Source organism: Stagnimonas sp. FW305-C-60 (assembly GCF_058782965.1).
The window spans coordinates 1,496,354-1,522,993 of sequence record NZ_JBYSYF010000001.1; the positions used below are offsets into that span (position 1 = coordinate 1,496,354).

A 26,640-nucleotide genomic window follows, 5' to 3' on the forward strand; every position below is an offset into this window, starting at 1 on the left:
ATCACCGGAGTTGCCCATGCGCCGTTTCCTTCCCGTACTGCTGGCCAGCCTGCTGGCGCCGCTGGCCCAGGCCACCGAGGCGCCGCCGCGCGTCGAGCGTGGCAATTTGCTGATCGAGGGCATCCCGGCGATTCCGGCCGAGCTGAACGAGCGCCTCAACCGCTACCAGCAGGTGCGCGGTGCCGGCCTGGGCGGCTGGTTGCCGGATGGCAGCCTGCTGATCAGCACTCGCTTTGGCGAAACCAGCCAGGTACATAGGGTGAAGACGCCGCTGGGCGCGCGCAGTCAGCTCACCTTTTTCCCCGAGCCGGTGGCCGCGGTGGCTCCGCATCCCAGGCAGCTGGGCTTCGTGTTCGCCAAGGACCAGGGCGGCGACGAGTTCTACCAGCTCTACTGGCAGGATCTCGCCAGCGGCGAAACCCGCCTGCTCACCGACGGCAAATCGCGCAATGGCGGCGCGCAGTGGTCGGGCGACGGCAGCCTGCTGGCGCTCAGCACCACCCGCCGCAACGGCAAGGACACCGACCTGCATGTCCTGAAGTTCGGCGAGACCGACAGCCTGCCGGTGCTGGAGCGCGAAGGCAGCTGGACGGCGCTGGACTTCTCGCCAGACAACCGCACGCTCTTGGTGCTGAAGTCGATCTCGATCAACGAGAGCGAGCTGTATCTGCTGGATCTCGATAGCAAGGCGCTGACCCGCTTCCACGACAGCGAGCAGCCGGTGGCCTTCGGCAGCGCCAAGTTCGGCAAGGACGGCAAGGGCATCTACTTCGTCAGCGACGAGGGCAGCGAGTTCATGCGCCTGCACTACCAGCGTCTGGACGACTGGAAGGCGAAAGTGCTGTCGGCCGACATTCCCTGGAATGTGGAGGAGTTCAGCCTCTCCGGCGGCGGCAGCCGGCTGGCCTTCGTCAGCAACGAGGACGGCCTCGCCGTCCTGCACCTCATTGATCTCAAGACCGGCAAGCGCATCGCCACCCCGAAGCTGCCGGCCGGGCAGATCGGCGGCATCGACTTTGATGCGCGCGGTCGCCGGCTGGCCTTCTCGCTGGATCGCGCCACCGCGCCTTCGGACATCTACAGCTTCCGCGTCGGCGAGCAGAAGCTGAGCCGCTGGACCGAGAGCGAGGTCGGCGGCCTGAACACCGCCGACTTCATCGAGCCGCAGCTGATCCGCTACCCGAGCTTCGACGGCCTGAGCATCCCGGCCTTCGTCTACAAGCCGAAGCTGGCGGTGGGCGCGAAGGCGCCGGTGATCGTCAGCATCCACGGTGGCCCGGAGGCGCAGGCGCTGCCCGGCTTCTCGCCGATCTCCCAGTACTACCTGAAGGAGCTGGGGGTGGCGGTGATCACGCCGAACGTGCGCGGCAGCGATGGCTACGGCAAGAGCTATCTCAAGCTCGACAACGGGTTCAAGCGCAAGGATTCGGTGAAGGACATCGGCGCCCTCTTGGACTGGATCGCGCAGCAGCCCGACCTCGACGCCGGCCGCGCGCTGGTGATGGGCGGCAGCTACGGCGGCTACATGACGCTGGCTAGCATGGTCGACTACAACGAGCGCCTGCGCGCCGGCGTCGACGTGGTCGGCATCTCCCACTTCGTCACCTTCCTCACCAACACCCAGGACTACCGCCGCGACCTGCGCCGCGTCGAATACGGCGACGAGCGCATCCCCGAGATGCGCGCCTACCTGGAAGAGATCGCGCCGCTCAACAACGCCCAGAAGATCACCAAGCCGATGTTGGTGGTGCAGGGCCTCAACGACCCGCGCGTGCCGGCCAGCGAGGCCGAGCAGATGGTGGCGAAGATGCGCGGCAATGGCGGCGAGGTCTGGTATCTGGCCGCCAAGGACGAGGGCCACGGCTTCAAGAAGAAATCCAACCGCGACTACCAGACGGCGGCAACCGTGCTGTTCCTCCGGCAGACCCTGTTGGGGGATTAGCTCCGGCAGGTATCGGGCCGCCGTCTGTGGCGAAGGTCGGCGGCAGCTCTCAAATGAGAATTGGTTGCACTTGTTGGCGGCCAGGCGTAGCTTGCTGACTGCCAGCCTCTCGGCGCTTTCGCGTCGGCCAGCGTCCCTCTAAAGGCTTGGGCCCTGTGCGCAGGGCAAGGAGTGCAGCATGGAACTGGCAATCTTCCTCACCATCGATGTCCTCGCCAGCATCGCCCTGGCCGCCTGGCTAGGTGCCAATACCGGCGGCGGTCACTCCGACTGGGATCGCTGAAAGGCGACTCGGGCAGTCGGCAAATATTTCGCCTCGATCGGCCTGCCAGGGCTCGCCTTGGCTTGCGATTTGCTGTCCAATGCCGCGCCCCTTGGTGGTATCGGGTGCGCAGCAGCACAGCAGATGCACGCAGAAGAGCGGCGGCGCCTTTAGGCGTCGCCCACCGAAGGCGCAAACTCCCATGAACGCTCAGGTCCAGTTACTGCGGTCATCGACATAGCCGTCTGAAGAGCGACCCGTGGCACAACGGCGCGGGTCCGCCGACGGAGCAACGCCGCCCCTGGGTTCTCCCCGGCGCGACGGAAACTCTCAGGCATCCGGGACAGGGGGAGCGGCGCAAAGCGGGGTCCAGGGCGGACCCCTGGCGCCGCTAGTCCCGTTGCTTTTGGAGTGCGTGCATGAAAGTCATCGTCTTGGGTGCCGGCGTGGTCGGCATCAACACCGCGTATTACCTGCAGAGCCAGGGCCACGAAGTCACGGTGGTCGACCGCCAGGCGCAGGCCGGCGCCGAAACCAGCTTCGCCAACGGCGGCCAGATTTCGGTCAGCCACGCCGAGCCCTGGGCCAATCCCGGCGCGCCGCTCAAGGTGCTGCAATGGCTGGCCAAGGAGGACGCGCCGCTGCTGTTCCGCCTGCGCGCCGACCTGCGCCAGTGGCTCTGGGGCTTGAGCTTCATGATCGAGTGCCTGCCCTCGCGCACCCGCCACAACATCGCGCAGATGGTGCGGCTGGGCACCTACAGCCGTGAGTCCTTGCAGGCGCTGCGCGCCGACACCGGCATCGACTACGAGCAGCGCACCCAGGGCATCCTGCACTTCTACACCAGCGCCAAGGAGTTCGACGCCGCCATCGGCCCCACCGAGCAGATGCGCGCGCTCGGCTGCGACCGTCGTCTCATCAGCGCCGACGAGGCGCTGGCCCTGGAGCCGGCGCTGCGCCACATCCATCCGCAACTCGCCGGCGCCACCTACACGGCGGCGGACGAGTCCGGCAATGCCCTGATGTTCACCCGCAAGCTGGCGGCGCTGTGCGCCGAGCGCGGCGTGCAGTTTCTGATGAACCATCAGATCACCGCCCTACGCAGCGCCGGCGGCGAGCTGGACTACGTCGAGGCCATCGACGGCGAGGGCCGCTTCACCCGGCTCAAGGCCGATGCCTATGTGCTCTCGCTGGGCAGCTTCAGCCCGCTGCTGGCGGCCAGCGCCGGCCTGCGTCTGAACATCTACCCGGCCAAGGGCTATTCGGTGACCATGCCGGTGCGCGATGCCGCGTTGGCGCATCAGGTTTCGCTCACCGACGACGAGTACAAGCTGGTGTTCTCGCGCCTGGGCGACAAGCTGCGCATCGCCGGTACCGCCGAGCTCAACGGCTACGACCGCGACCTCAACCCGGTGCGCTGCCAGGCCATCGTCCGCCGCGTCGAGCAGCTGTTCCCCGGTGCCGGCGACACCAGCCAGGCGCAGTTCTGGTGCGGCCTGCGTCCGGCCACGCCCTCCAACGTGCCCTATATCGGCAAGAGCAAGCTCGGCCGGCTCTACCTCAACACCGGCCACGGCACCCTGGGCTGGACCCATGGCTGCGGCTCCGGCCGCGCGCTGGCGGACATCGTCTCCGGCCGCAAGCCGGAGGTGGACTTCGCCTTCACCGAGCTCTAGCCGGGCGGTTCTCTGCAAGACCCGAAGCCCGCGTCGATCATGATCGGCGCGGGTTTTGTATAAACCCTGGCGTGCGCCGCGGCATCGAAGCCCGGTATGCGGGCTCGGAACTGACCCGCGAATATCCGACGACAGGGAGTGACGGTGAAAAAATTCTTCAAGTGGCTGGGCCTGGGTCTGCTCGGCCTGTTGGCGGTGGTGGCGGCGCTGGGCGTCAACGCCTGGTACTTCAAGCCGCTGTCGATCAACGCGCTGTTCAATCGCACCTTCCTGCGCATCGTGCTGGAAGACCCGGAGCTGCTCTCCAACCTGCGGTTGCTGGAAGGCTTCGGCATCAAGGGGCATCAGTCCAGGCTCACCGACATCTCGCCGGAACACGAGACTAAGATGCTGGCCTTCACCCGCTCCGAGCTGGAGACCCTGCACCGCTACGACCGCGCCTCGCTCGATGAGGGCACCAAGCTCTCCTACGACGTGATGGAGTTCTTCCTCAGCGACGCGGTCGAGGGCGAGCGCTGGCGCTGGCACAACTATCCGGTCAACCAGCTGTTCGGCGTGCAGAACGAGCTGCCGACCTTCCTGCTCACCATCCACCAGGTCGGCGATCTGCGCGACGCCCGCGACTACGTCTCGCGCCTCAACGCCGTGCCGCTCAAGTTCGACCAGCTGCTGGCCGGCCTGAAGATCCGCGAGGACAAGGGCATCGTGCCGCCGCGTTTCGTGCTGGAGAAGGTGCTGGTGGAAATGCGCGCCTTCGTCGGCAAGCCGGCCGAGCAGAACGATCTCTACGTGCAGTTCGCCGAGAAGCTGGGCAAGGTCGAGGCCAGCGACGAGCAGCGCGGGCCGCTGCTGGCGGGTACCAAGACCGCCATCGAGGAGTCGGTCTACCCCGCCTATGCGCGGCTGATCGCCTACTGCGAGGCGCTGCTGCCCAAGGCGACCGGCAACAACGGCGTCTGGGCGCTGCCCGACGGCGATGCCTACTACGCCTACGCGGTGCGCAACCAGACCACCACGCGAATGACACCCGATGAGGTGCACGAGATCGGCTTGAAGGAAGTGGCGCGCATCGAGGCCGAGATGGACGCCATCCTGCGCGCACAGGGCCTGAGCGAGGGCAGCATCGGCGCGCGCGTGCAGCAGCTCGCGCACGACCCGGCGCAGCTCTACCCCAATGACGAGGCCGGCCGCGCGCAAGCGCTCAAGGACTACCAGGCGATCATCGACGAGGTGGACCAGGGCCTGGGCAGCGCCTTCAACCTGCGGCCGCCGCAGGGCGTGAAGGTGGAGCGCATCCCGGTGTTCAAGGAGGCCACCTCGCCCGGCGCCTACTACAACCCGCCGGCCTTCGACGGCAGCCGTCCCGGCATCTTCTACGCCAACCTGCGCGACATGGGCGAGGTGGCGAAGTTCGGCATGCGCACGCTGGTCTATCACGAGGCGATTCCCGGCCATCACTTCCAGATCGCCATCGCCCAGAACATCGAGGGCGTGCCCTTTTTCCGCAAGGTGCTGCCGTTCACCGCCTATGTGGAAGGCTGGGCGCTGTACGCCGAGCGCCTGGCCTGGGAGCTGGGCTTTCAGAAGGAGCCGCTCAGCAACCTCGGCCGTCTGCAAGCCGAAATGTTCCGCTCGGTGCGCCTGGTGGTGGACAGCGGCATGCACCACAAGCGCTGGAGCCGCGAGCAGGCCATCGACTACATGCGCGAGAAGACCGGCATGGGCGAGAAGGAAGTCACCGCCGAGATCGAGCGCTACCTCGTGATGCCGGCGCAGGCGCTGGCCTACAAGACCGGCATGATCAGCATCCTCCGCCTGCGCGACAGGGCCCAGGCCGAGCTGGGCACTGCGTTTGATCTCAAGGCGTTCCACGACGTGGTGCTGAGCGGCGGCGCCCTGCCGCTGCCGGTGCTGGAGCAGCAGGTGGATGCCTGGATCGCCAGCCGCAAGGCCAAGGCCTCCTGATACTGCGGTAAGGCCCGCACTCCGAAACTCCCTCCCCCGCCAGCGGGGGAGGGCCGGGGTGGGGGCGTTCGCCCGAGTATTGGCGCGCAGGCTCTCGGGCCTGCGCGCCGGTCGCCTTCGAGGCCATCGAGCCAGGTTCGCCCCGCTGCGCGCGCAACCGCCATCGCCGCGGCCATTGCCGAGTGGCGACGCAGGGGGAAAGATAGCGGCTCCTCTTCGAGCCCCGTCCATGTCCCAAGACCTTCTGATCGGCACCGGCGAAACCGCGCACTACTTGCTGGCCCGCTACGCCAACCGCCACGGCCTGGTCGCGGGGGCTACCGGCACCGGCAAGACCATCACCCTGCAGATTCTGGCCGAGGGCTTCAGCGAGATCGGCGTGCCGGTGTTCGCCGCCGACGTGAAAGGCGATCTCTCCGGCATCGCCGCGCCCGGTGTCTCCAGCCCCAAGCTGCTGGAGCGCGCCGCCGCCACCGGCCTACCGGGCTGGTCGCCCAGCGCCAATCCGGTGGTGTTCTGGGATGTGTTCGGCAAGAGCGGCCATCCGGTACGCGCCACCGTCAGCGAGCTGGGGCCGATCCTGCTGGGGCGCCTGCTGGATCTCTCCGACGTGCAGGAGGCCGTGCTCTCCCTGGTGTTCAAGTACTGCGACGACCAGGGCCTGTTGCTGCTCGACTTCAAGGACCTGCGCGCCGCGCTCAACCACGTGTCGGCCAACGCCAAGTCGCTGGGCGCCGATTACGGGCTGGTCTCCACCGCCAGCGTCGGCGCTATCCAGCGCGGGTTGATCCAGCTCGAAGCCGACGGTGCCGAGCACTTCTTCGGCGAGCCGGCGCTGGACCTCAATGACTTCCTGCTCTGCGAACCGGGCGGTCGCGGTATCGTCAACGTGCTCGCCGCCGACGTGCTCTATCGCAAGCCGCGCCTGTACGCGACCTTCCTGCTCTGGCTCTTGAGCGAGCTGTTCGAGAACCTGCCCGAGGCCGGCGACCTCGACAAACCCAAGCTGGTGTTCTTCTTCGACGAGGCGCATCTGCTGTTCAACGACGCGCCCAAGGCCCTGGTCGAGAAGGTGGAACAGGTGGTGCGCCTGATCCGCAGCAAGGGCGTGGGCGTGTACTTCGTCACCCAGAACCCGCTGGACCTGCCGGAAAGCGTGCTCGGCCAGCTCGGCAACCGCGTGCAGCACGCGCTGCGCGCCTTCACCCCGCGTGACCAGAAGGCGGTGAAGGCGGCTGCCGAAACCTTCCGCCCCAATCCGCGCTTCAAGACCGCCGAGGCGATCATGGAGCTGGGCGTCGGCGAGGCCCTGGTCAGCACCTTGCAGGACGGCGGCGTGCCGGCGGTGGTGGACCGCGTGAAGATCCGCCCGCCGCGTTCGCGCATGGGCGCGCTCAGCGCCGAGGAGCGCGCGCAATGCCTGCAACACAGCCCCTTTGCCGGCAAGTACGACCAGTTGCACGACCGCGAGTCCGCCTACGAGCTGCTGAGCGAGCCCGCGCCCGCCGCCGCACCCGCACCGGCGGCACCGAGCAGCGGTGGCGGCAGCCTGGGCAACTGGTGGGAGGCGATGTCGCGTCAGCGCGCGCCCGGCGCGCCGGAGCCCGAGCCGGCACCCAGCGCCCGCCGCGCGCCGCCGGTGGCGCGTGCGCCTGCGCCCAGCCGCCCGGCGCCGGCGCCACGGGCGTCCAACCGCCAGAGCGTGACCGAGGCGGCGATCAAGAGCGTGATCCGCAGCGCCGGCTCGCAGGTCGGTCGCGAGATCGGGCGGCAGTTGCTGCGCGGGGTGTTGGGCTCGCTGAGCAAGCGCTAGCGGACTGACCTCGACTGGCGGGCAGCCGTGCCCGCCGGTCCAACCTGCATCGCAGCCCCAGAAGCGACAAAGCCGTCCGAACGCGAGCGCGTGTCGGACGGCTTAAGCTGTTGCAGGCGGCCGCTCAGTGCAGCGTGACGACGATGGGCTCGCCCTTGGTGATGATCATCGTGTGCTCGTACTGCGCCGACAGGTTGCCCTGTACCCCGACCAGGGTCCAGCCGTCGGAGGTCTCATTCACCAGGCGGCTCTTGGTTGAGAGGAAGGGCTCGATGGTGATCACCATGCCTTCCTTCAGCACCCGCCGGTCGGCCGGATCGAAGTAGCCGGGAATGTGCTCGGGGGCTTCATGCAGCGCACGCCCGACGCCGTGGCTGGCGAGGTTCTCGATGACGCGGAAGCCGTAGGTCTTCGCGGTGCGCTCGATGGCGGCGCCGATGCCATTGATCGGTCGACCGGCGCGGGCCTGCTTCATGGCGTTTTCAAGAGCCGTGCGGGTGGCATGGCACAGGCGGGTCTTCTGCGGGTTGCTCGGCGGCACCACTCGGGTCCCGCCGGTATCGGCGAAGTAGCCGTCCAGCTCGGCGGATACATCGACGTTGAGCACGTCGCCCGCCCGAATCACCCGGTCGCCCGGGATGCCGTGCGCGGCTTCCTCGTTGATGCTGATGCAGGTCGAGCCTGGGAAGTCGTAGGTGAGTTTCGGTGCCGAGCGGGCGCCGTGTCTTGCCAGCAACTGCTCACCCAGGGCATCCAGCTCGCGCGTGGTCATGCCGGGCTCGGCGGCGTCGAGCATTTCCTGCAGCACGTAGGAAACGATCCTGCCGATGCGCTTGAGCGCAGCGACGTCGTCTTCGGTTTCGATGGTCATGTGATCTCCAAGCTGAATACGCCAAGACTACCCGAGTACGGTTGCGCCGAAGCCGGATAGCGGGCGGGTTGAACCAATACCCCCTATATGGGGACTGCTGCCCGGACTGCCACCGGCCTCAGCATCCGTGCACCGACCCTCGATCGCTGCACGGAGAACCCGCATGAAACTCGACCGGCTGAGTCTGGCTGCCCTGCTGTCGCTGGCCCTAGGCGCCTGCGGCAGCGGCGGCACGAGCGGCTACGGCACCACGCCGACGCCCCCGACCCCCACGGCGCGCTACACCGCCACCGGCAGCGCCGCCACCGGCGGCAGTATCGCGCCAGGCAGCGTCACCGTGGATGCCGGCAGCACGGCGGCGTTCACGCTGACCGCCGCCAGCGGCTACTCGATCGGCACCGTCAGCGGTTGCGGCGGCACGCTGGCCGGCAGCACCTACACCACCGCCGCGATGACTGCCGACTGCGCCGTCAGTGCCCAGTTCATCGCCGACGAGCCGCCGCCGCCGAGCAACTACACCGCGACCGCCACCGCCGGCAGCGGCGGCAGCATCGCCCCGTCTTCGCAGACGGTCGCTGCCGGTGCGACCGCCAGCTTCACGGTCACCGCCGATACTGGCTTCTTCATCGCCACCGTCAGCGGCTGCGGCGGCACGCTGGCCGGCAGCACCTACACCACCGCCGCGATGAGCGCCGACTGCGCGATCACCGCCAGCTTCGAGGCCGACGCCCCCGCGCCCGCGGCGATCCCGATGAACGACACCGGCATGGTCTTCTGCGGGCTGGCAACCACCAACCGCGACACCGGCGGCGACAACCTCAAGCGCTGCAGCGGCGATGCTTCGGTGCTGTTCGCCGCGCAGCAGGACGGCACCCGTGGCCGCGATGCCCAGGCCGGCAGCGGCACGCTGGTGAAGATCGGCGCCAGCACGCCAAACGCCAACCTGTCGCCGGCGCTCAACAACGGCTTCGACTACACCAAGATCGCCGGCGACGGCAGCGAGCTGCCGGCCGACGCGCCGTTCTGGAGCTGCATCCGCGACAACGTCACCGGCCTGATCTGGGAGAACAAGACCGACGAGCGCGATCCCGCCATCCCCTCCGGCGCCGACCGCGGCGACATCGAAGGCCGCGACAAGGACAACACCTACAGCTGGTACGACCCGGAGCCGACCAGCAACGGCGGCAACGCCGGCACCGCCGCCAACGGCGTCTGCGCCCCGGCCGGGCAGTGCGACACCGTCAAGGCCATCGCCACCCGCAACGCGCAGCAGTTGTGCGGCGCCAGCGACTGGCGCATGCCGGACATCGAGGAGCTGCAGAGCCTGATTGACCACGGCCGCCGCTGGGGCGCCGAGCCAGAACTGAGTTCGATGATCGACCCCGGCTACTTCAGCCACACGCAGTGGTTCAACGCCACCGCCTACTGGTCCTCGACCACGACCTCGGACAGCACGCGGGTCTGGGGCATCAACCTCGCGGACGGCCGTCGCGGAGCGCTGCGCAAGACCACCAATGCCTCGCTGCGCCTGGTGCGCAAGCCGGCCCCCGCGACGCGCTGAGCGCCACGATCATCACGACCGCCACCGGAAGACCACGACCATGACCCCGTTCAAGCCCCTGCTGGCCGCGCTGAGCCTGAGCCTCGCCGCCGGCAGCGCCCATGCCGTCACCCGCACCCAGACCTGCAACGCCAGCCTGTCGCCGAGCCGCCCGGACAGCCGCTACCAGATCAGCGGCGACGGCCGCGAAGTCACCGATCTGAAGACCAGCCTGGTCTGGCAGCGCTGCCTCGACGGCGCGAGCTGGAACGCCGACACGCAGCAATGCGACGGCCGGCCGACCGGCCACGACTGGAACGGCGCGCTGACCCGCGCCTCCGCGCAGACCGGTGGCTGGCGCCTGCCCAACATCAACGAACTGCGCACGCTGCTGGAAACCAGCTGCAAGGAGCCGGCACTGAACCAGTCGGTGTTCACGCTGATCTTCGACTCCACGATCAGCGGCCAGGTGCTCAGCGCCACCCCGTACATCGCCGGCGAAAGCGGCGGCGACAGTGTCTGGATCGTCGATTTCTACAGCGGTGAGGACACGCTGCACGACAAGAGCGGCTACGCCAACGTACGCTTCGTGCGTGATGCCGCGCGGTGATGGTGGCGCCTCCCTCAGGCCATGAATCGCTTCCTCCAGAAGCGATGAAGCCGCTGCGGAGACGCAGCGGCTTGTGTTCCAAATCAGCAGGGATTCGAGGGCATTTCTACAGCCTCAACGCCCAAGCTCACCGGAAAAACTGCCGTAGCGAAGCGAAGGCAGGTTTTTCCGGTGCAGCGCCTTGTTAGGCATTTATCTGGCCCAACAAAGCATTGGGACTAATCTTTAATCCACTTGTAAAGACCGTAAGCAGCAGCGCCGACCGCCAGCGGCGCAGCGGCAGTTATGGCAAGACCAGCAGCCATGCCACCACCAACGACACTGCCGACTGCTGCGAGACCAGAGGTAATTCCGGCTGCGCTCAAGCCTCCAACAGCGCCAGCTGCTGCCACGGTTCCGACTGACCCAGCGGCACCAGCTACGCCGCCAACTACGCCAGCCGCTGCTGCTTCTTTATCTGTATCGCTCATCTCTATTACTCCGGTGAGCCCCAAGTTGAGATACAGGAAGGTCTGGGGCAAAGCGCCTTCTTGCATTGCCTAACGCTGATTAGGTTGCACGCCGTGACGCCTAATCTGTCGCCCGTGACGGCTAACTTGACAGAATCTTGCGCGCAATTCGGCATGAAATGTCAGGCAAGTGCCTGACGGAAATAAAGAATAGGAACCGGAGCCAGACAATGGCCCCGAGTTATACGTCAGCGAATCCGTCATCCCTGTCTTTCCCCTGTTTGGTAAAAAGCCGCGGTCCCACCCGCGCTTTGTGAGGAGCCTAGTAGAGGTCCGTAACCGGCGTCCAGCGCGTCGCGATGCCGGGCTCTTGCGTCATGGACGCTCCGGGGGCGACGGCCTTGCGCGGGGCTAGCCATGCGCAGGTCTGGGCCTGGCCGCTTGCAAGCGGTCGTGTTGTCGGCCGAGGTCCGGACAAGCTGTCCGCCGGTCGGCGAAAAGTGTCCGCGACAGTGTCCGCTGTCCGCCCTCGGACAGCGTTTTGGGGCGGACGTGAAACATAAAACGTCCACAAATTAACGAGTTAGCGAACTTGGCAAGCTTGGCACGCGCCTGGCTTTAATCGTCTTGCAAGCCACCGCAAGGAGTTCCGCCATGACCCACTCGCTCAAGTCCCTCACCGCTTTCGCCGCCCTCGGCCTCGCGCTGGGCACCGCCGCCACCACCGCCAGCGCGGCGGGCATCACCTACAACCAGCCGGTCACCTACACCGCGCCGGTGGTCTATACCGCGCCGGTCGTCTACAGCGCCGGGGTGACCTACGCCGCTGGCCTGAGCCAGACCGCCGCCGTGCAGCCGGTGGTGCTGGAGCGGGTGATCGTCACGCCCAAGGGCCGCTACACCGCCGCCGAGTGGAAGAGCCGTCAGGCCCGCCGTCAGCAACTGGTCGCCGAGGCGGCGCCGGTGCTGCTCGACAAGCTGATCGTGACGCCGGCGCGCAACTACAGCGTGGCCGAGTGGCGCGCGCAGCAGGCCGAGCGGCAGTTCGTGGCGCTGCAGCAGCGCCCGGCCAAGTCGCGCAACTGGCTGCACGCGGTCTGGCGCAGCCTGGGCTTCAAGCGCCAGCCGCTGGAGGTGCAGGGCTAATGGCAGGCATCCCCAGCACGGCGGGGCAGGACATCCCGCTGGAGCGCGCGCCCGGCCGACGCCGGCGCGGGCTGATTCTCGCCGCCGTCGCGGCCTTGCTGGCCCTGCTGGTCTGGGCCGCCCTGCGCGCCGGTGGCGGCCAGCGCGCGGTGGCGGCCGAGAGCCTGCGGATGGCGACGGTGAGCCGTGGCGAGTTCATCGCCGATGTCTCCGCCCAGGGCCGGGTGGTGGCGGCGGTCAGCCCCACGCTGTACGCCCCGGCGGTGGGCACCATCAATCTCAAGGTCAATGCCGGCGACCGGGTCGAAAAGGGCCAGTTGCTGGCCGAGCTCGACAGCCCGGAAATCCAGAACCAGTACGCGCAGGAAGAGGCCAATCTCGCCGGCCTGCGCGCCAGCTACCAGCGCGAGCGCCTGGAGGTGGAAACCCGCCGCCTGCAAAACCAGCAGGCGGTCGATCTCGCCAAGGTCGCCGAGGAAGGCGCCGAGCGCGAACGCAAGCGCGCCCAGGAGGCCTATGGCATGGGCGTGCTGCCGATCATGGAAGTGGACCGCCGCGCCGATGAGCTGATCAACGCCCAGCTGCGCCACCGCCACGCCCAGGAGGAAGTGCGCCTGCAAGCCAAGAGCCTGGACCTGCAACTACGCGGCCGCGCCCTGGAGCTGGAGCGCCAGCAACTGGTGGTGGACAACATGCGCCGCCGCGCCGAGGAGCTGCGCATCACCGCGCCGGTGAATGGCGTGATCGGCACGCTGTCGGTCTTGCAGCGCGCGGCGGTGGCTGCCAATCAGGCGCTGATGACGGTGGTCGATCTCTCGGCGCTGGAGGTGGAGATACAAGTGCCGGAGACCTATGCCGACAGCCTGGGCCTGGAGATGCCGGCGGAGGTGCGCCTGGGCAGCCAGACCTTCCCGGCGCGGCTCACCGCGATCTCGCCGGAGGTGGCCAACAACCAGGTCACCGGCCGCGTCGCCTTCACCGGCGACAAGCCGCCCGAGCTGCGCCAGAACCAGCGGGTGAGCGTGCGCATCGTGCTCGACCAGCGCCAGGACGTGCTGCGGGTGCCGCGCGGGCCGTTCATCGAGGCCGGCGGCGGGCGCTACGCCTACGTGGTGCGCGACGGCCTGGCGGTGCGCACGCCGGTGACGCTGGGCGCGATCTCGATCAACCAGGTGGAGATTGTTTCCGGCGTCGAGGCTGGCGAGCAGTTGGTGATTTCCGGTGACCAGGCCTTTGAAGCGGCCGACACCGTTTCGATTCGTAACTAGAGCGAGGACCACAACATGCTGCAGATGGATGGCGTACAGAAGATCTACCGGACCGATCTGGTCCAGACCTATGCCCTGCGCTCGCTCAGCCTGCGCGTCGCCGAAGGCGAGTTCGTGGCGGTGACCGGCCCCAGCGGCTCGGGCAAGACCACCTTCCTCAACATCGCCGGCCTCCTGGAAACCTTCGAGGCCGGCAGCTACCGGCTCGACGGCGAGGATGTCAGCAAGCTCTCCGACCACGCGCGCTCGCGGCTGCGCAACGTCAAGATCGGTTTCATCTTCCAGTCCTTCAACCTGATCCCCGATCTCAACGTCTACGACAACGTCGACGTGCCGCTGCGCTACCGCGGCATGGCCGGCAGCGAGCGCAAGCGGCGGATCAGCGAGGCGCTGGAGCGCGTGGGCCTCGCCTCGCGCCACCAGCATCTGCCCTCGCAGCTCTCGGGCGGTCAGCAGCAGCGCGTCGCCATCGCCCGCGCCCTGGCCGGCTCGCCGCGCATCCTGCTCGCCGACGAACCCACCGGCAATCTCGACTCGCTGATGGCGCGCGAGGTGATGAACATGCTGGAAGAGATCAACACCCAGGGCACCACCATCGTCATGGTCACCCACGATCCGGAGCTGGCGCGCCGCGTGCACCGCAACATCCATGTGATGGATGGCCAGGTGTCCGACCTCGACCAGCGCCTCGCCGCCTAGGAGCCGCCCATGCTCGGCTATTACCTCCAGCTTGGCTTCCGCAATCTGCGGCGCTCGCCGGTGCTCACCGCGCTGATCATCCTCACGCTCGCGGTCGGCGTCGCCGCCAGCATGTCCACGCTCACCGTGCTGTACATGATGTCCGGCGACCCGATCCCGCAGAAAAGCTCGCGCCTGCTCACGCTCAAGCTCGACAACTATCCGCTGGACTACGTCGATACCGAGGAGAAGCTGCCCTCGATCCTGACCTGGACCGACGTGCGCAACCTGCGCGAGGACGGCAAGGGCCTGCGCCGCACCGGGCTCTACGGCATCTCCGGCATCGTCTACCCCAACCAGGAGGGCGTGAAGAACTTCTTCGCCGACGGCGTGGCGGTGGATGCCGATTTCTTCCCGATGATGGATGCGCCCTTCATCGCCGGTGGCGCCTGGACCGCCGCCGAGGACCGCAGCGAGGCGCGGGTGGCGGTGATCGCCAAGCCGCTGGCCGAGAAGCTCTTCGGCAAGGAGTCCGCCATTGGCCGCAGCCTGCGCATGGACAGCGAGGACTTCCGCGTGGTCGGCGTGCTCGACGAGTGGAAGCCGACGCCGAAGTTCTACCGCATGGACGGCAGTGCCAGCGGCGGCAACGATGCCGATGACATCTTCATCCCGCTCAGCGCCGCCCTGGCGGCGCATCGGGATGTGTCCGGCAACACCAGCTGCTTCAGCAATGCCGACCCCGGCTTCGAGGGCCTGATGCGCTCCGAGTGCATCTGGCTGCGCTACTGGGTGGAGCTGGGCTCGGCGTCCGAGCGCGCCGAATACCGCGACTACCTGAGCGCCTACGTGCAGCGGCAGAAGCAGCTCGGCCGCCTGCCGCGCCCGGACAAGAGCGGGCTCTACAACGTGCGCGAATGGCTGCAGGAGATCGAGGTGGTGGACGACGACACCCGCCTGCAAACCTGGCTGGCCTTCGGCTTTCTGAGCGTCTGCCTGGTCAACACCATCGGCCTCTTGCTCGCCAAGTTCACCGCCCGCACGGCGGAGATCGGCGTGCGCCGCGCCCTGGGCGCCACCCGCGCGCAGATCTTTCTGCAATACCTGAGCGAGGCGGCGGCGCTGGGCCTGGTCGGCAGCGTCATCGGCGTGGCCGGCGCTTTCGGCATGCTGCACCTCTTGGCCAAGCAGTCACCGGACCTCGAGCAGTACGCGCGCATGGACCCGACCATGCTGGCGACCACCGTGGTGCTGTCGGTGCTGGCGGCGGTGATCGCAGGTCTCTTGCCCACCCTGCGCGCGACGCAGGTGGTGCCGGCCCTGCAACTCAAATCGCAGTAATCCGCGAGCCCACAAGGAGCCATCGCATGGAAATCCGTCCCATCCTCTCGGCGCTGCGCCACAACATGACCGGCGCGCTGCTGATCGCCACCCAGGTGGCGCTGACGCTGGCGATCATCAGCAACTCCGCCTCAGTGATCCGCGACCGCCTGGCGGTTTCGCAGCGCGACTCCGGCGTCGATGCCGAGTCGCGCATCATCACCCAGCGGCCGATCCTGTTCTCGCAGATCGACCTCGCCAATTTGATCCAGACCGATCTCGACGCCCTGCGCGCGATCCCCGGCGTGGAATCGGTCACCATCACCAACCAGGTGCCGATGGGGCGCAGCGGCTGGAGCTCGACCTTCGCCACCGAGCGGGTGCCGACCGCGCCCAGCCAGAGCGCCGGCCTGTACTTCGACGGCGGCCATTTGCTGGAAACCTTCGGCCTGAAGATCGTCGAGGGTCGCGGCTTTCGCGACGACGAGATCGTCAACATCGACCCCAAGGTGCAGAACCCGCCACCCAACGGCGTGCTGCTCACCCGCCGCCTGGCCGAGGCGCTGTTCCCGGGGCAGAGCCAGTTTGTCGGGCGCATCTTCTACCAGGGCAACAGCCCGGATGCCGAGGAGATGCGCATCGTCGGCGTGATCGAGCGCTTCACCACGCCCTGGGCGCAGACCGGCCCGGAGAACGAGTACGCGGTGGTGTTCCCGGCGCGCTATCTCAACCCCTACAACCACTACGTCGTGCGCGCCGAGCCGGGCGCCGAGGCTGAGGTGCGCAAGGCCATGGAGGCGGCGCTGGAAAAGAACGAGCCGGGCCGCGTCAGCGTCGGCCAGTATTCGATCCAGGAGATGCGCGACCGCCGCTACCGTGGCGAGCGCGCCCTGGCCTGGCTGCTGGTGTCGGTGACGGTGTTCCTGCTCGGCGTCACCGCCAGCGGCATCGTCGGCATGGCCAGCCTCTGGGTGAACCTGCGCCGCAAGCAGATCGGCGTGCGCCGCGCGCTCGGCGCCACCCGTGGCGACATCGTGCGCTACTTCCTCACCGAGAACCTCATCATCACCAGCGCCGGCATCGCCGTCGGCGTGCTCGCCGCCTGGGGTCTCAACGGGGTGCTGATGAGCGAGCTGTCGGTGCCGCGCCTGCCGCTGGATTACCTGCTGGTCGGCGTGCTGCTGATGCTGCTGCTCGGCGTGATCGCCGTGCTCGGCCCGGCCCTGCGCGCGGCGCAGCTATCGCCGGCGCTGGCGACCCGCAGCGTATGATCCTGTTCGGGGTGAGTCTTGGGGTCTGAGGTGTGAGCACGGTTCTGATTGTTGACGACAACCTCGCGGTCTGCACCGCGCTGGACTTGCTGTTCTCGCTGCACGGCCTGAAGACGCGCCTGGCGCATTCGCCGGACGAGGCGCTGGCGGTGCTCGACGAGTCGGCGGTCGATCTGGTGGTGCAGGACATGAACTTCCAGCGCGACACCACCTCCGGCGAGGAGGGCGTGGAGCTGTTCCGCGCCATCCGCGCCCGCGAGCCGGAGTTGCCGATCATCCTGCTCACCGCCTGGACCAATCTGGAGACGGCGGTGAACCTGATGAAGGAGGGTGCGGCCGACTACCTGGGCAAGCCCTGGGACGACCGCAAGCTGCTCACCACGGTACACAACCTGCTGCGCCTGCACGCCGCCACCCGTGAGAACCGCCGCCTGCAGTCGGCGCGGCAGGTGGTACGGCGCAAGGTGGCGGGCGCCTTTGACCTCTGCGGCCTGGTCTATGAAAGCGATGCCATGCACGAGACGGTGTCGCTCGCCACCCGCGTCGCGCGCGCCGAGGTGCCGGTGCTGATCACCGGCCCCAACGGCGCCGGCAAGGAGAAGATCGCCGAGATCATCCAGGCCAATTCCAGCGTCGCCGACGGCCCCTTCATCCGCGTCAACGTCGGCGCCATCCCCGCCGAACTGGTCAGCGCCGAGCTGTTCGGCGCCGAACCCGGCGCCTATACCGGCGCCGGCAACAAGGCGCGGCCGGGGCGCTTCGAGGCCGCCGACGGCGGCACCCTGTTTCTCGACGAGCTGGGCACGCTGTCGCTGGAAGGGCAGGTGAAGCTGCTGCGGGTCTTGCAGACCGGCCAGTTCGAGCGCCTGGGCAGCAGCCAGACCCGCAAGGTGCAGGTGCGTGTCATCAGCGCCACCAATGCCGACTTGCGCGCGGCGATCAAGGCCGGGACCTTCCGCGAGGATCTTTACTACCGCCTCAACGTCATCGAGCTGCACGTGCCGGCCCTGGCCAGCCGTCGCGACGACGTGCTGCCGCTGGCGCGCGCCTTTCTCGACGGCGCCCACCAGTTCAGCGCCGAGGCCGAGCGCGCGCTGCTGGCGCATCCCTGGCCGGGCAATGTCCGCGAGCTGCAGAACAGCGTGAAGCGCGCCTGCATCCTCGCCGCCGGCGCCGAGATCCAGCCGTCCGACCTGGGCTTGCAGAGGCCCGCCGCCGCCGGCGCCGAACCGGCGCCCGGCGAGCCCGACAAGGAGGCGGTGCAGCGCGCGCTGGACAACGCCAACGGCGTCATCGCCATCGCCGCCCGCGAGCTGGGGCTGTCCCGGCAGGCGCTGTACCGGCGCATGGAGAAGTTCGGGTTGGCGACCGCCTGAAGCCCCTCCAACTCGCGCCAATCTGCGACGCGCCGACCGAGGAAAGCCGTACCCTTCCGTCTCATGAACCGCCGCCCCTCCCGTCCATCCCTGTCGCTCGAAGCCCGCCTGGGCCTGCTGCTGGCGGTCGTGGTGGTCGCGGCCGTCGTCGTCACCGCCCTGATGTCGCGGATCGATGCGCCGCTGCCGCAGGCCGCGCTGTTCGCGCTGTTGATTCTGCTGCCGCTGTCGCTGCTCGCCCTGCGCCGGGTGATGCGGCCGATCAACCGCTACCTGCGGGTGCTGCGCGACGGCGTCGCCGGCTTCCGCGACGGCGACTACTCGCTGTCCATCGCGGTGGACCGCCGCGATGAACTGGGCGAGCTGGGCGAGCTCTACAACCACATCGGCGACGTGCTGCGCAGCGAGCGCCAGGAGCTGTTCCAGCGCGAGCTGCTGCTGGACACGGTGATCCAGACCACGCCCTGGGCGCTGGTGCTGACCAATGCCCAGGGCGCGGTGCTCTATGCCAATGCCTCCGCGCGCCAGCTCTTCCACCAGGGCCGCAAGATGGAGGGGCTCAATTTCTCGACCCTGCTCGACCAGGCGCCCGAGACGCTGCGCGAGGCGGCCAGGGCCGAGGTCGATGGCCTGTACACCATTGCCGGCGGCGAGGAGCCGGAGGTCTATCACGTCACCCGTCGCCGCTTCATGCTCAACACCCGCGAGCATCACCTGCATCTGTTCAAGCGCCTCACCCGCGAGCTGAACCGGCAGGAGCTGGAGAGCTGGAAGAAGGTGATCCGCGTCATCAGCCACGAGCTGAACAACTCGCTGGCGCCGATCGCCTCGATGGCGCACAGCGGCCGCCTGCTCGCCGAGCAGGGCCGCACCGACAAGCTCAAGTTGGTGTTCGACACCATCGACGACCGCGCCCAGCGGCTCAAGGGCTTTCTCGAGGACTACGCGCGCTTCGCCAAGTTGCCGCGACCACGGCTGGAGAATGTGGAATGGGCGCCGTTCCTGGCCGGCCTACAGGCAGCGGTGGCGGTGCGGCTGAGTGAACCGCCACCGACGCGCGCCGGCCGCTTCGACGCCGCGCAGATCCAGCAGGTGCTGATCAATCTCATCAAGAACGCCCACGAGTCCGGCAGTGCCGCCGAGGCGGTGACGCTGGCGGTGCGCGACGAGGGCAGTGTCTTTGTGCTGCGGGTGCTGGACCGCGGCCCCGGCATGTCGGAGACGGTGCTCGCCAACGCGCTGCTGCCGTTCTACTCGACCAAGAGCGAGGGAACCGGCCTGGGCCTCACCCTCTGCCGCGAGATCGTCGAGGCGCACGAGGGGCGGCTGGTGCTCGCCAATCGCGAGGGCGGCGGGCTGGAAGTGCGGTTGATCCTGCCGAGCTAGATGCTGTTCCCCTCTCTCCTTGTCGTAGGGTGGGCGCAGCCCACCGCATACCCATTTGAGCTGGCACGGTGGGCTTGCGCCCACCCTACGCACTGTTCCCCTCTCCCCTAGCCCCTCCCCCACAAGGGGGAGGGGAATCACGGCGCGCTACTTCTCGCGGTAGCAAAAGCAAGTGGTGAGATGGTCGTTGACCACGCCCACCGCCTGCAGATAGGCGTAGATGATGGTGGAGCCAACGAAGGTGAAGTCGCGTTTCTTCAGGGCCTTGCTGATCGAATCCGAAAGCGGCGTGCTGGCGGGGATCTGTCCCATCGCGGTCCGGCGGTTGATGACCGGCTGGCCGCCGACCTGCTGCCACAGCCAGGCGTCGAGGCTGCCGAATTCCTCGCAGAGCTTCAGATAAGCCCGCGCATTGCGGCGGAAGCCGAACACCTTGAGCCGGTTGCGGACGATGCGGGCGTCCAGCAGTTTCTTTTCCAGTTGCGCGTCGGTGTAGCGCGCCATCTTCTTCGCGTCGAAGTGGTCGAACAGCAGGCGATAGCCCTCGCGCTTTTCCAGGATGGTGCGCCAGCTCAAGCCCGCCTGCGCGCCTTCGAGCAACAGCATCTCAAACAGTCGCTGCTCGTCATGACAGGGGCGGCCCCACTCTTCATCGTGATACTGCTGGTACTGGGGCGTAGAGAGGCTCCAGGGGCAACGTTCAGTCATGGGGCCGCCTCCTCGCGCTCCCGCACCCACGCTGCGCGGCACCGTGTCGCGCTCGGCCCCATTCCTCATCGTGATACTGCTGGTACTGGGGCGTAGAGAGGCTCCAGGGGCAGCGCGAGAGCTCGCTGTCAGCGCTTGCCATAACGATCCCGCAACTGCGTCTGCCGACTGCTCATCGGGATGGCCACGCCGGCGGCGTAGACCTGCTTGGGATAGCTGGTGACTTCCAGCGGATCGCCGTCCCAGATCACGAAGTTGGCCTGCTTGCCGGCCTCCAGGCTGCCGACCGTGGAGTCGAGGCCGTAGACCTTGGCGGGGTTGAGCGTGACCGCCGCCAGCGCCGCGCTCCAGGGCAGGCCGTAGGCGACGGCATTGCCGGCCAGCTGGCGGATGTTGCGGCTGTTGTGGCTGCCCATGTCGCTGGCGGCGGAGAAGGCCAGCAGCACGCCGGCGCGATGCAGGATGGCGGCGGCGTCGGCACGCGCGGCCAGGGCTTCGAAGTGGATCGGCAGGTTGTAGGTGGGGTCGAGAATCACCGGCACCTGCTTCTCGGCCAGCTCGCGGGCGAGCAGGTGCGCCTCGGCGCCGCCGTGGATCACCAGCTTGATGCCGTAGTCGTCGGCGAACTTGAGCAGGGCGCGGATGTCGGCGGCGCGCTGCGCATCGACCACCAGCGGCTGCTCGCCGTTCAGCACCGGCCGCAGGGCTTCGATGTCCAGCGCACCCAGCAGCGAGTCGCGCTGCACGCCGCTGTGGCCGCCGTTGCGCACTTCTTCAAAAGCTTCGCGCAGGGCCAGTAGCACCGTCGGTCGGCCGCCGTGCAGCTGCGCCATTGCCGCCTCGCCGAAGGGCACGAACTGCGCGGCGTGGGCGCGGGCGATGAAGTTCTGCGGGCCGAGCTGGCCGAGGTTGATCACCGCGCCACGGCCAGCCAGCAAGGGGCCGCCTTCGCCGGTGGTGGGCGCGCTCATCGCCTGGGTGATGCCCTCGATGCGGTTGACCGGGATCAGCACCGAGCGCGGGTTGAGGCCGTCGAGCACGTCGAGCGCGGCGCTGTAGCGCGGGTTGCCGCTGGCGTCGTCGCGGGTTTCGTCGATGCCGCTGATCTCTTCGAGACCGATGTGGGTGTAGGCGTCGAACAGGCCGGGGGTGATGCTGGCGCCGCCGGCGTCGATCAGCTTGGCGCCCTCGGGCACGGTCAGGCCGACGCCGACCGCCTCGATCAGGTCGTTGCGGATCAGCAGGGTGGCGTTTTCCAGCGCGCTGCCGCTGACGGTGTAGAGCTTGGCATTGGTGATGGCGAGCAGGCCGGCCTGCGCCGGCAGCGCCAGCGCTAAGGCCAGCGGCGCCAGCACGCGGGCGCGGCGCAACCAGGGATGGCGGTTCATGGCTGGGTCTCCGAGGCGGCGGCAGCAGCCGGTTCGGTGGTGGCGGGTTCGGCGGGACTGGCGGCCGGCGCGAGGTCGGTGTTCGGTGCGGCGCTGGCGGGCACCGCCGCCGAGGGCGCGGTCAGTGGCGTGCCGGCTTCCTGCTCCTCCGGCGGTGCCAGGCCGAGCGCGAAGTCGCTTTCCACCGGCTTCGGGGTGTAGCGGTCGAAGCGCAGCACGCCGTCGATGTAGACGCGGTCGGCGCGGGCATAGCTGGAGAACGGCGTGCCGTTCCACAGCACGAGGTCGGCGGCCTTGCCCGGTTCCAGGCTGCCGGTCAGATCGCCGATGCCGATCGCCTTGGCGGGATTGCTGGTGATCCAGGCGATGGCGTCCTCGTCGCGGATCACATAGCCGGCGCGGCGGCCGGCGGCCATCGCCTTGGCAGCCTCCTGGTTGAGGCGCTGGATGCCGTAGGGATCGTCGGAGTGCACGATGGCGCAGCCGCGCGCACCGTCCTTGCTCACCGCCGCGTCGACCATGGCGATGTTCTCGCGGATGCCGTCGAAGGCCTCCAGCTTGAAGCCCCACCAGTCGGCCCAGAGCGCGCCGCAGACGCCTTCCTCGGCGAGCCGGTCGGCGATCTTGTAGGCCTCCACCGCGTGGTGGAAGGTGGTGATCTTGAAGCCGAATTCCTTGGCGACGTCGAGCATGGTCTCCATCTCGTCGGCGCGGTAGCAGTGGTTCTGCACCAGGATCTCGCCCTTGAGCACCCCGACCAGGGTTTCCATGCCCAGGTCGCGCTCCTCGACGCCGCCGGCTTCTTCCTTCTTCAGATATTCCTTGGCCTTGGCGAAGGCGGCGCGGTAGCCGGCGACATTGCCCATGCGGGTCATCGGCGCCTTGTTGCCGTCCTTGCCGTAGACGCGCTTGGGGTTTTCGCCGCAGGCCATCTTCAGTGAGTAGGGCGCGCCGGGAAACTTCATGCCCTGATAGCTGGTGGAGGGCACGTTCTTCAGCACCGTGCCGCGGCCGCCGATCAGATTGCCGGAGCCGGGCAGCACCAGCAGGCTGGTGATGCCTCCGGCTCGCGCGGTCTCGAAGCCCGGGTCCTGCGGCCAGACCGCGTGTTCGCTCCAGACCCCGGGGGTCACCGGATCGACCATTTCGTTGCCGTCGGCGGTGGCCCAGACGTCGGGGCTGGGGTAGACGCCCAGGTGCGAGTGGGCGTCGATCAGGCCGGGCGTGAGCCAGCGGCCGCGGGCGTCGATCACCTCCACCTGCGGCGGCGGCGCGACTTCCTCGCCGACGGCGACGATCTTGCCGTCCTGCATCAGCAGCGAGGCGTCTTCCAGCTTGCGGCCGGTGCCGGTGAGGATGCTGGCATGGGTGATCAGCAGCGCCGGCGCGGCGGGCGCGCTGTAGCTGCTGGGGAAGGGCGCTGGCGGTGTCTCGTTCTTGTGACAGGCGACGAGCGTCAGCGCGCTGGCGGCGACGAGCGCCAGTGTGGCGCCGGGGTGGGAGCGGTGGATGCGCATGGTGTGCCTCGGGGAACCCGGGAAACTATGCCTCAAGCAAGGTCCGTTCCGCTTGCCGGCTGTTGCGCAGGCGCGCGGCCTGGGCCGGCGCGCCGACGCGCTCGAACTGCTCGGCGGCGCGGGCCAGCCAGTCCTCGCGCTCGGCGCAGCTCGGGCACCAGCGCGCCCGGTGCAGCAGCAGCCAGGCCTGGAAGCCCTCGGCGCCGGCCTCGTCGATCAGCACCGCGATGCGCGCCAGGCCCTCGGCGGCGCGCTCGGCGGCGAGCGCCTCCTGCGGCAGCTCCAGCAGCATCAGCCAGGCGTAGATCTCCCAGATGCGCGACTGCGAGCCCTGCGCGCTGGCGATGCCGCGTTCGGCGTGCTCGCGTGCCGACTCGAAGAGCCCCGCACGCCGGTGCACCAGGGCCAGCGCCGCGTAGTGACTGGCCTCGAACTGGTGCGCGAGGCCGCCGGGCGCGGTGATCGGCCGCAGGTTTTCGAGCAGCGCGATGGCTTGCTGATGCTGGCCCTGGAAACTCAGCGCCAGCCCCAGCGCGCGGCCGGCGATGGCCTGGAAATAGGGCCCGCCTGTGGCCTGGGCGCGCTCCATGGCGAGCTCGGCATGGCTGAGCGCCTCGCGGTAGTCGCCGCTGAACCAGGCCAGATCGACCTTGAAGGCATGCATCCAGCTGGCATTGCGCGCCTCGCGACTGGCGTAGTCGAGCACCGCCTGCAGTTGCCGCTGGGCCTGCGGCAGTTGGCCCATCCAGGCCAGCATCAGGGCATGGAAGCCGCGGGAAACGAAGTTGTCCTCGCCGATCGCCTCCTGCCGCCAGCGGCCCGCGTCGGCGGTGTCGACCAGGGCGATGCCCTCGCGCAGCTGGCCGGCGGAAAAATGGCTGAGCAGGATCGCCAGCCGGAAACGCTGCACCAGCTCCAGCTCGCCCTCGGCCAGGCACAGCCGCACCGCCTCGGCATGCAGCGCGACGGCGGCATCGGCATGGCCGCGGTGCAGCTGCTCGTTGCCGTAGGAGATCAGCAGTTCGGCGGTGCCGGCCAGATTCCGGCTGGCCGCGGCCATCTGCCGCCCTTCCGCGTAGGCGCGCTCCACCTCGGCTTCCGGCACCGGAGTGAACAGCGCGATGCGGATCAGCCCGGCGCGGGCGGCGATGCGCAGGCCCTGCAACTCCGGCCCGGCGGGAGCGAGGTCGAGATGGCGCAGCGCCAGCTGCTGCTGTTCGATGCTGATGCGGGTGTCGCGGGTGGCGGCCCAGCGCGCCGCCTGCAGGTTCCATTCGCCGGCGCGCGCCCAGTCGCCGGCGTGCTGCCAGTGGTGGGCGATGCGCACCGAGGCGGCATTGCCACCGGCGCGGGCGGGGTGTTGCCGCTCCAGCGCCTGCGCCAGCCGCGCATGGGTCTGCGCGCGCTGCGCTTCCAGCTGGCCGTCATAGGCCACCTCGCGCAGCAGCGGGTGGCGAAACGCGTAGCGCGCGCCGGCCGGCCCGGTCTCCTGGTGCAGAAAGCCGCCGTTTTCCAGTGCGGCCAGCGCCGATTCGAGCGCCGGCGTTTCCGGCGCGAGCAGCGCGGCCAGCTCTTCGGGGCTGAATTCCTGGCCGATCACCGCTGCGGTCTGCAGCAGCTGCTTGGCGGCCTCGGGCAGGCGGTCAATGCGCGCCGCCAGGAGCGCGTGCACGCTGTCCGCGATCGGCCAGCTTTCGATCGGCTGGCTGAGCTGATAGGCGCCGGGCGCACCGCGCAGATGGCCGGCCTCGGCCAGGGCCTGCACCGCCTCCTCGACGAAATAGGGATTGCCGGCGGCGCGTGCGCCCAGCTCGGCGGCGAGTGCGGCCAGGCTCGCATCCGGCCCCAGGCGATTGCGTGCCAGCTCGCTCAGCTGCGGCGCCGCCAGTGCCGAGACGCCGATGCGGGCATCGAGCTCCGGCCGCAGCCAGTCGTCGGCGTAGTCCGGACGGTGGTTGAGCAGCAGCAGCGCGCGGTGCCCGCGCACGCTTTCGCACAGCCGGCTCAGCAACTCCTCGCTGGCGCGGTCGAGAAAGTGCAGGTCTTCGATCAGCAGCACCAGCGGCCGCTCGCTAGGGCAGGGCAGGTAGTGCGCGAGCAGCTCGAACAGCTGCTCGCGGGCCGCCGCCGCGCGCTCGGGCGCGGTCTCGGCGGCCTCGCCGGCGCCCAGAAAGTCGAACACCATCGGCAGCGCCGCCGCGTGTTCGGGATGTTCCAGCAGGAAGGTGCCGGCGACCAGGCGGCGGATCTCGGTCGGCGTCGCCTGCGGCGGCAGGCCCAGGCGCGACAGCGCCAGGTGCCGCAGCGGATGCAGCGGCAGGGCGTTGCCATAGGGCAGGCCGCTGGCGCGGTGCAGCTCGAAGCCGGCCTCGCCGCACAGCTGCGCGAACTCGTAGCAGAGCCGCGACTTGCCGATGCCGGCCTCGCCGACCACCGAGACGATCTGGCCCTGGCCGGCGCGCACGTTTTCCAGCGCGGCGCCGAGTTGCGCGAGTTCCGCCTCGCGGCCGATGAAGGGCGAGCTGCCGCGCGCCAGCGAGCGGGCTAGCCGGCTTTGCAGGCGGCCCGGTCCTTCCAGCGCGTAGACCTCCACCGGCTCGTCGAGCCCGGCGACGCGCATGCGGCCTAGGTCGCGCAGCGCGAAGTAGCCGTCTACCAGCCGCGCGCTGTCGCGCGAGAGGTAGACCTGGCCGGGTTCGCAGATCTGCTCCAGGCGCGCCGCCAGGTTCACCGTCAGGCCCTGCGCGGTGTAGTCCATGCGCAGGTCGTCGCCGATGGCGCCGACGATCACCTCGCCGCTGTTGAGGCCGATGCGCAGGCTCAGGTTGAGGCCGCTGGAGAGCCGCAGCTCGTCGGCGTAGCGGCGCAGCTCGCGCTGCATTTCCAGCGCCGCCAGGCAGGCGCGCTGGGCGTGGTCTTCCAGCGCCAGCGGCGCGCCGAACAGGGCCATGATGCCGTCGCCGGTGTACTGGTTGACCGTGCCCTCGTAGCGGTGCACGGCGGCGCTCAGGATGCCGAAGAAGCGGTCGAGGATGCCGTGCCAGGCCTCGGCGCCGGCCTGCTGCGCCAGCCGGGTCGAGCCCTTCAGGTCGCAGAACAGCACCGTCACCCGCTTGCGCTCACCGCGCAGGCTGGCGCGCTGGCTGAGGATGCGCTCGGCGAGATGCCGCGGCGTGTAGCTCTTGCGCTCCGGCGCCGCCGCCACGCCGAGCCGGGCGCCGCACTGGTTGCAGTAGCGCGAGCCTTCGGGGTTTTCGGCGGAGCAGCTGGGGCAGGCGGGCATGGGCCGGGGGAGGCGGGGGCTGATTGGGGAATCATATGCCTCTCAAACGTTCGCCCCGCCAAGCGCCGTGGGCCGTGCAGCCTCCCAAGTCCCACTCCCCTTTGCGGGGGTGAGGCGGAAATGGGCGAAGCATGACTTCGCCCCGCCGAACGCCATCGGCCATGCATGGGC

18 protein-coding genes, 1 pseudogene and 1 riboswitch are annotated in these 26,640 nt (G+C 68.8%); of the genes and pseudogenes, 13 read left to right on the forward strand and 6 right to left on the reverse strand.

The window, feature by feature from the left end; genetic code table 11:
- The first annotated feature begins 16 nt into the window (after positions 1-16).
- The 4 genes from AC3WT6_RS06820 to AC3WT6_RS06835 all read left to right on the forward strand — a co-directional run bounded on the left by AC3WT6_RS06820 (position 17) and on the right by AC3WT6_RS06835 (position 7,658).
- Positions 17-1,942 carry a S9 family peptidase gene (locus AC3WT6_RS06820; protein ID WP_492652810.1) on the forward strand — a complete coding sequence of 642 codons (1,926 nt, stop codon included), beginning with the start codon at positions 17-19 and terminating at the stop codon, positions 1,940-1,942.
- Between the two features lie 403 nt (positions 1,943-2,345).
- Positions 2,346-2,440, forward strand: a riboswitch (glycine riboswitch).
- A gap of 183 nt (positions 2,441-2,623) precedes the next feature.
- Positions 2,624-3,880: a D-amino acid dehydrogenase gene (locus AC3WT6_RS06825; protein ID WP_492652811.1), complete on the forward strand. Its 1,257-nt coding sequence runs from the start codon at positions 2,624-2,626 to the stop codon at positions 3,878-3,880.
- Between the two features lie 144 nt (positions 3,881-4,024).
- The gene (locus AC3WT6_RS06830; protein ID WP_492652812.1) at positions 4,025-5,845 is read left to right on the forward strand and encodes a DUF885 domain-containing protein; all 1,821 of its coding nucleotides are present in this window, start codon (positions 4,025-4,027) and stop codon (positions 5,843-5,845) included.
- Between the two features lie 229 nt (positions 5,846-6,074).
- Positions 6,075-7,658 (forward strand): helicase HerA-like domain-containing protein, encoded by a 1,584-nt coding sequence (locus tag AC3WT6_RS06835; RefSeq protein ID WP_492652813.1) that lies wholly within the window; start codon positions 6,075-6,077, stop codon positions 7,656-7,658.
- A gap of 124 nt (positions 7,659-7,782) precedes the next feature.
- On the opposite strand, the gene map is transcribed toward AC3WT6_RS06835, so the two are convergent.
- Entirely contained in the window at positions 7,783-8,529 is a 747-nt protein-coding gene (gene map / locus AC3WT6_RS06840) for a type I methionyl aminopeptidase (RefSeq protein WP_492652814.1), read from the reverse strand.
- Between the two features lie 163 nt (positions 8,530-8,692).
- Here map and AC3WT6_RS06845 point away from each other — a divergent pair, with 163 nt between their 5' ends.
- Together AC3WT6_RS06845 and AC3WT6_RS06850 are read left to right on the forward strand one after the other, a co-directional pair.
- Positions 8,693-10,090: an Lcl domain-containing protein gene (locus AC3WT6_RS06845; protein WP_492652815.1), complete on the forward strand. Its 1,398-nt coding sequence runs from the start codon at positions 8,693-8,695 to the stop codon at positions 10,088-10,090.
- Positions 10,091-10,130: 40 nt separating this feature from the next.
- On the forward strand, positions 10,131-10,679 hold the full coding sequence (locus tag AC3WT6_RS06850; RefSeq protein ID WP_492652816.1) for an Lcl C-terminal domain-containing protein: 549 nt from the start codon (positions 10,131-10,133) through the stop codon (positions 10,677-10,679).
- 218 nt (positions 10,680-10,897) lie between these two features.
- On the opposite strand, the gene AC3WT6_RS06855 is transcribed toward AC3WT6_RS06850, so the two are convergent.
- Positions 10,898-11,149: a hypothetical protein gene (locus AC3WT6_RS06855; RefSeq protein ID WP_492652817.1), complete on the reverse strand. Its 252-nt coding sequence runs from the start codon at positions 11,147-11,149 to the stop codon at positions 10,898-10,900.
- Positions 11,150-11,782: 633 nt separating this feature from the next.
- Between AC3WT6_RS06855 and AC3WT6_RS06860 the strand changes: the two genes are divergently transcribed.
- The 7 genes from AC3WT6_RS06860 (at position 11,783) to AC3WT6_RS06890 (ending at position 19,573) form a co-directional block, all read left to right on the forward strand.
- Entirely contained in the window at positions 11,783-12,274 is a 492-nt protein-coding gene (locus AC3WT6_RS06860; protein WP_492652818.1) for a hypothetical protein, read from the forward strand.
- Positions 12,274-13,542, forward strand: coding sequence for an efflux RND transporter periplasmic adaptor subunit (locus AC3WT6_RS06865; protein WP_492652819.1), 1,269 nt, complete (start codon positions 12,274-12,276; stop codon positions 13,540-13,542). Before AC3WT6_RS06860 ends, AC3WT6_RS06865 begins: the two co-directional genes overlap by 1 nt.
- A 15-nt stretch (positions 13,543-13,557) precedes the next feature.
- Positions 13,558-14,241, forward strand: coding sequence for an ABC transporter ATP-binding protein (locus AC3WT6_RS06870; RefSeq protein WP_492652820.1), 684 nt, complete (start codon positions 13,558-13,560; stop codon positions 14,239-14,241).
- A 9-nt stretch (positions 14,242-14,250) separates the two neighbouring features.
- Positions 14,251-15,561: an ABC transporter permease gene (locus AC3WT6_RS06875; protein ID WP_492652821.1), complete on the forward strand. Its 1,311-nt coding sequence runs from the start codon at positions 14,251-14,253 to the stop codon at positions 15,559-15,561.
- Positions 15,562-15,587: 26 nt separating this feature from the next.
- Entirely contained in the window at positions 15,588-16,811 is a 1,224-nt protein-coding gene (locus tag AC3WT6_RS06880; protein WP_492652822.1) for an ABC transporter permease, read from the forward strand.
- Between the two features lie 32 nt (positions 16,812-16,843).
- The gene (locus AC3WT6_RS06885; RefSeq protein ID WP_492652823.1) at positions 16,844-18,187 is read left to right on the forward strand and encodes a sigma-54-dependent transcriptional regulator; all 1,344 of its coding nucleotides are present in this window, start codon (positions 16,844-16,846) and stop codon (positions 18,185-18,187) included.
- 63 nt (positions 18,188-18,250) lie between these two features.
- Complete coding sequence (locus tag AC3WT6_RS06890; RefSeq protein ID WP_492652824.1) at positions 18,251-19,573, forward strand: sensor histidine kinase; 1,323 nt, start codon at positions 18,251-18,253, stop codon at positions 19,571-19,573.
- Positions 19,574-19,720: 147 nt separating this feature from the next.
- Here AC3WT6_RS06890 and AC3WT6_RS06895 read toward each other — a convergent pair whose 3' ends face one another.
- From AC3WT6_RS06895 to AC3WT6_RS06910, 4 genes and pseudogenes are all read right to left on the reverse strand, one after another.
- A complete protein-coding gene (locus AC3WT6_RS06895; RefSeq protein ID WP_492652825.1) occupies positions 19,721-20,281 on the reverse strand; it encodes a DNA-3-methyladenine glycosylase I in 561 nt (186 codons plus the stop codon).
- 128 nt (positions 20,282-20,409) lie between these two features.
- A complete protein-coding gene (locus AC3WT6_RS06900) occupies positions 20,410-21,669 on the reverse strand; it encodes an amidohydrolase family protein (RefSeq protein ID WP_492652826.1) in 1,260 nt (419 codons plus the stop codon).
- A 161-nt stretch (positions 21,670-21,830) separates the two neighbouring features.
- A pseudogene (locus tag AC3WT6_RS06905) lies at positions 21,831-23,186 on the reverse strand (amidohydrolase); the annotation flags it as partial.
- Between the two features lie 25 nt (positions 23,187-23,211).
- Complete coding sequence (locus AC3WT6_RS06910) at positions 23,212-26,469, reverse strand: AAA family ATPase (protein ID WP_492652827.1); 3,258 nt, start codon at positions 26,467-26,469, stop codon at positions 23,212-23,214.
- Positions 26,470-26,640 lie beyond the last annotated feature (171 nt).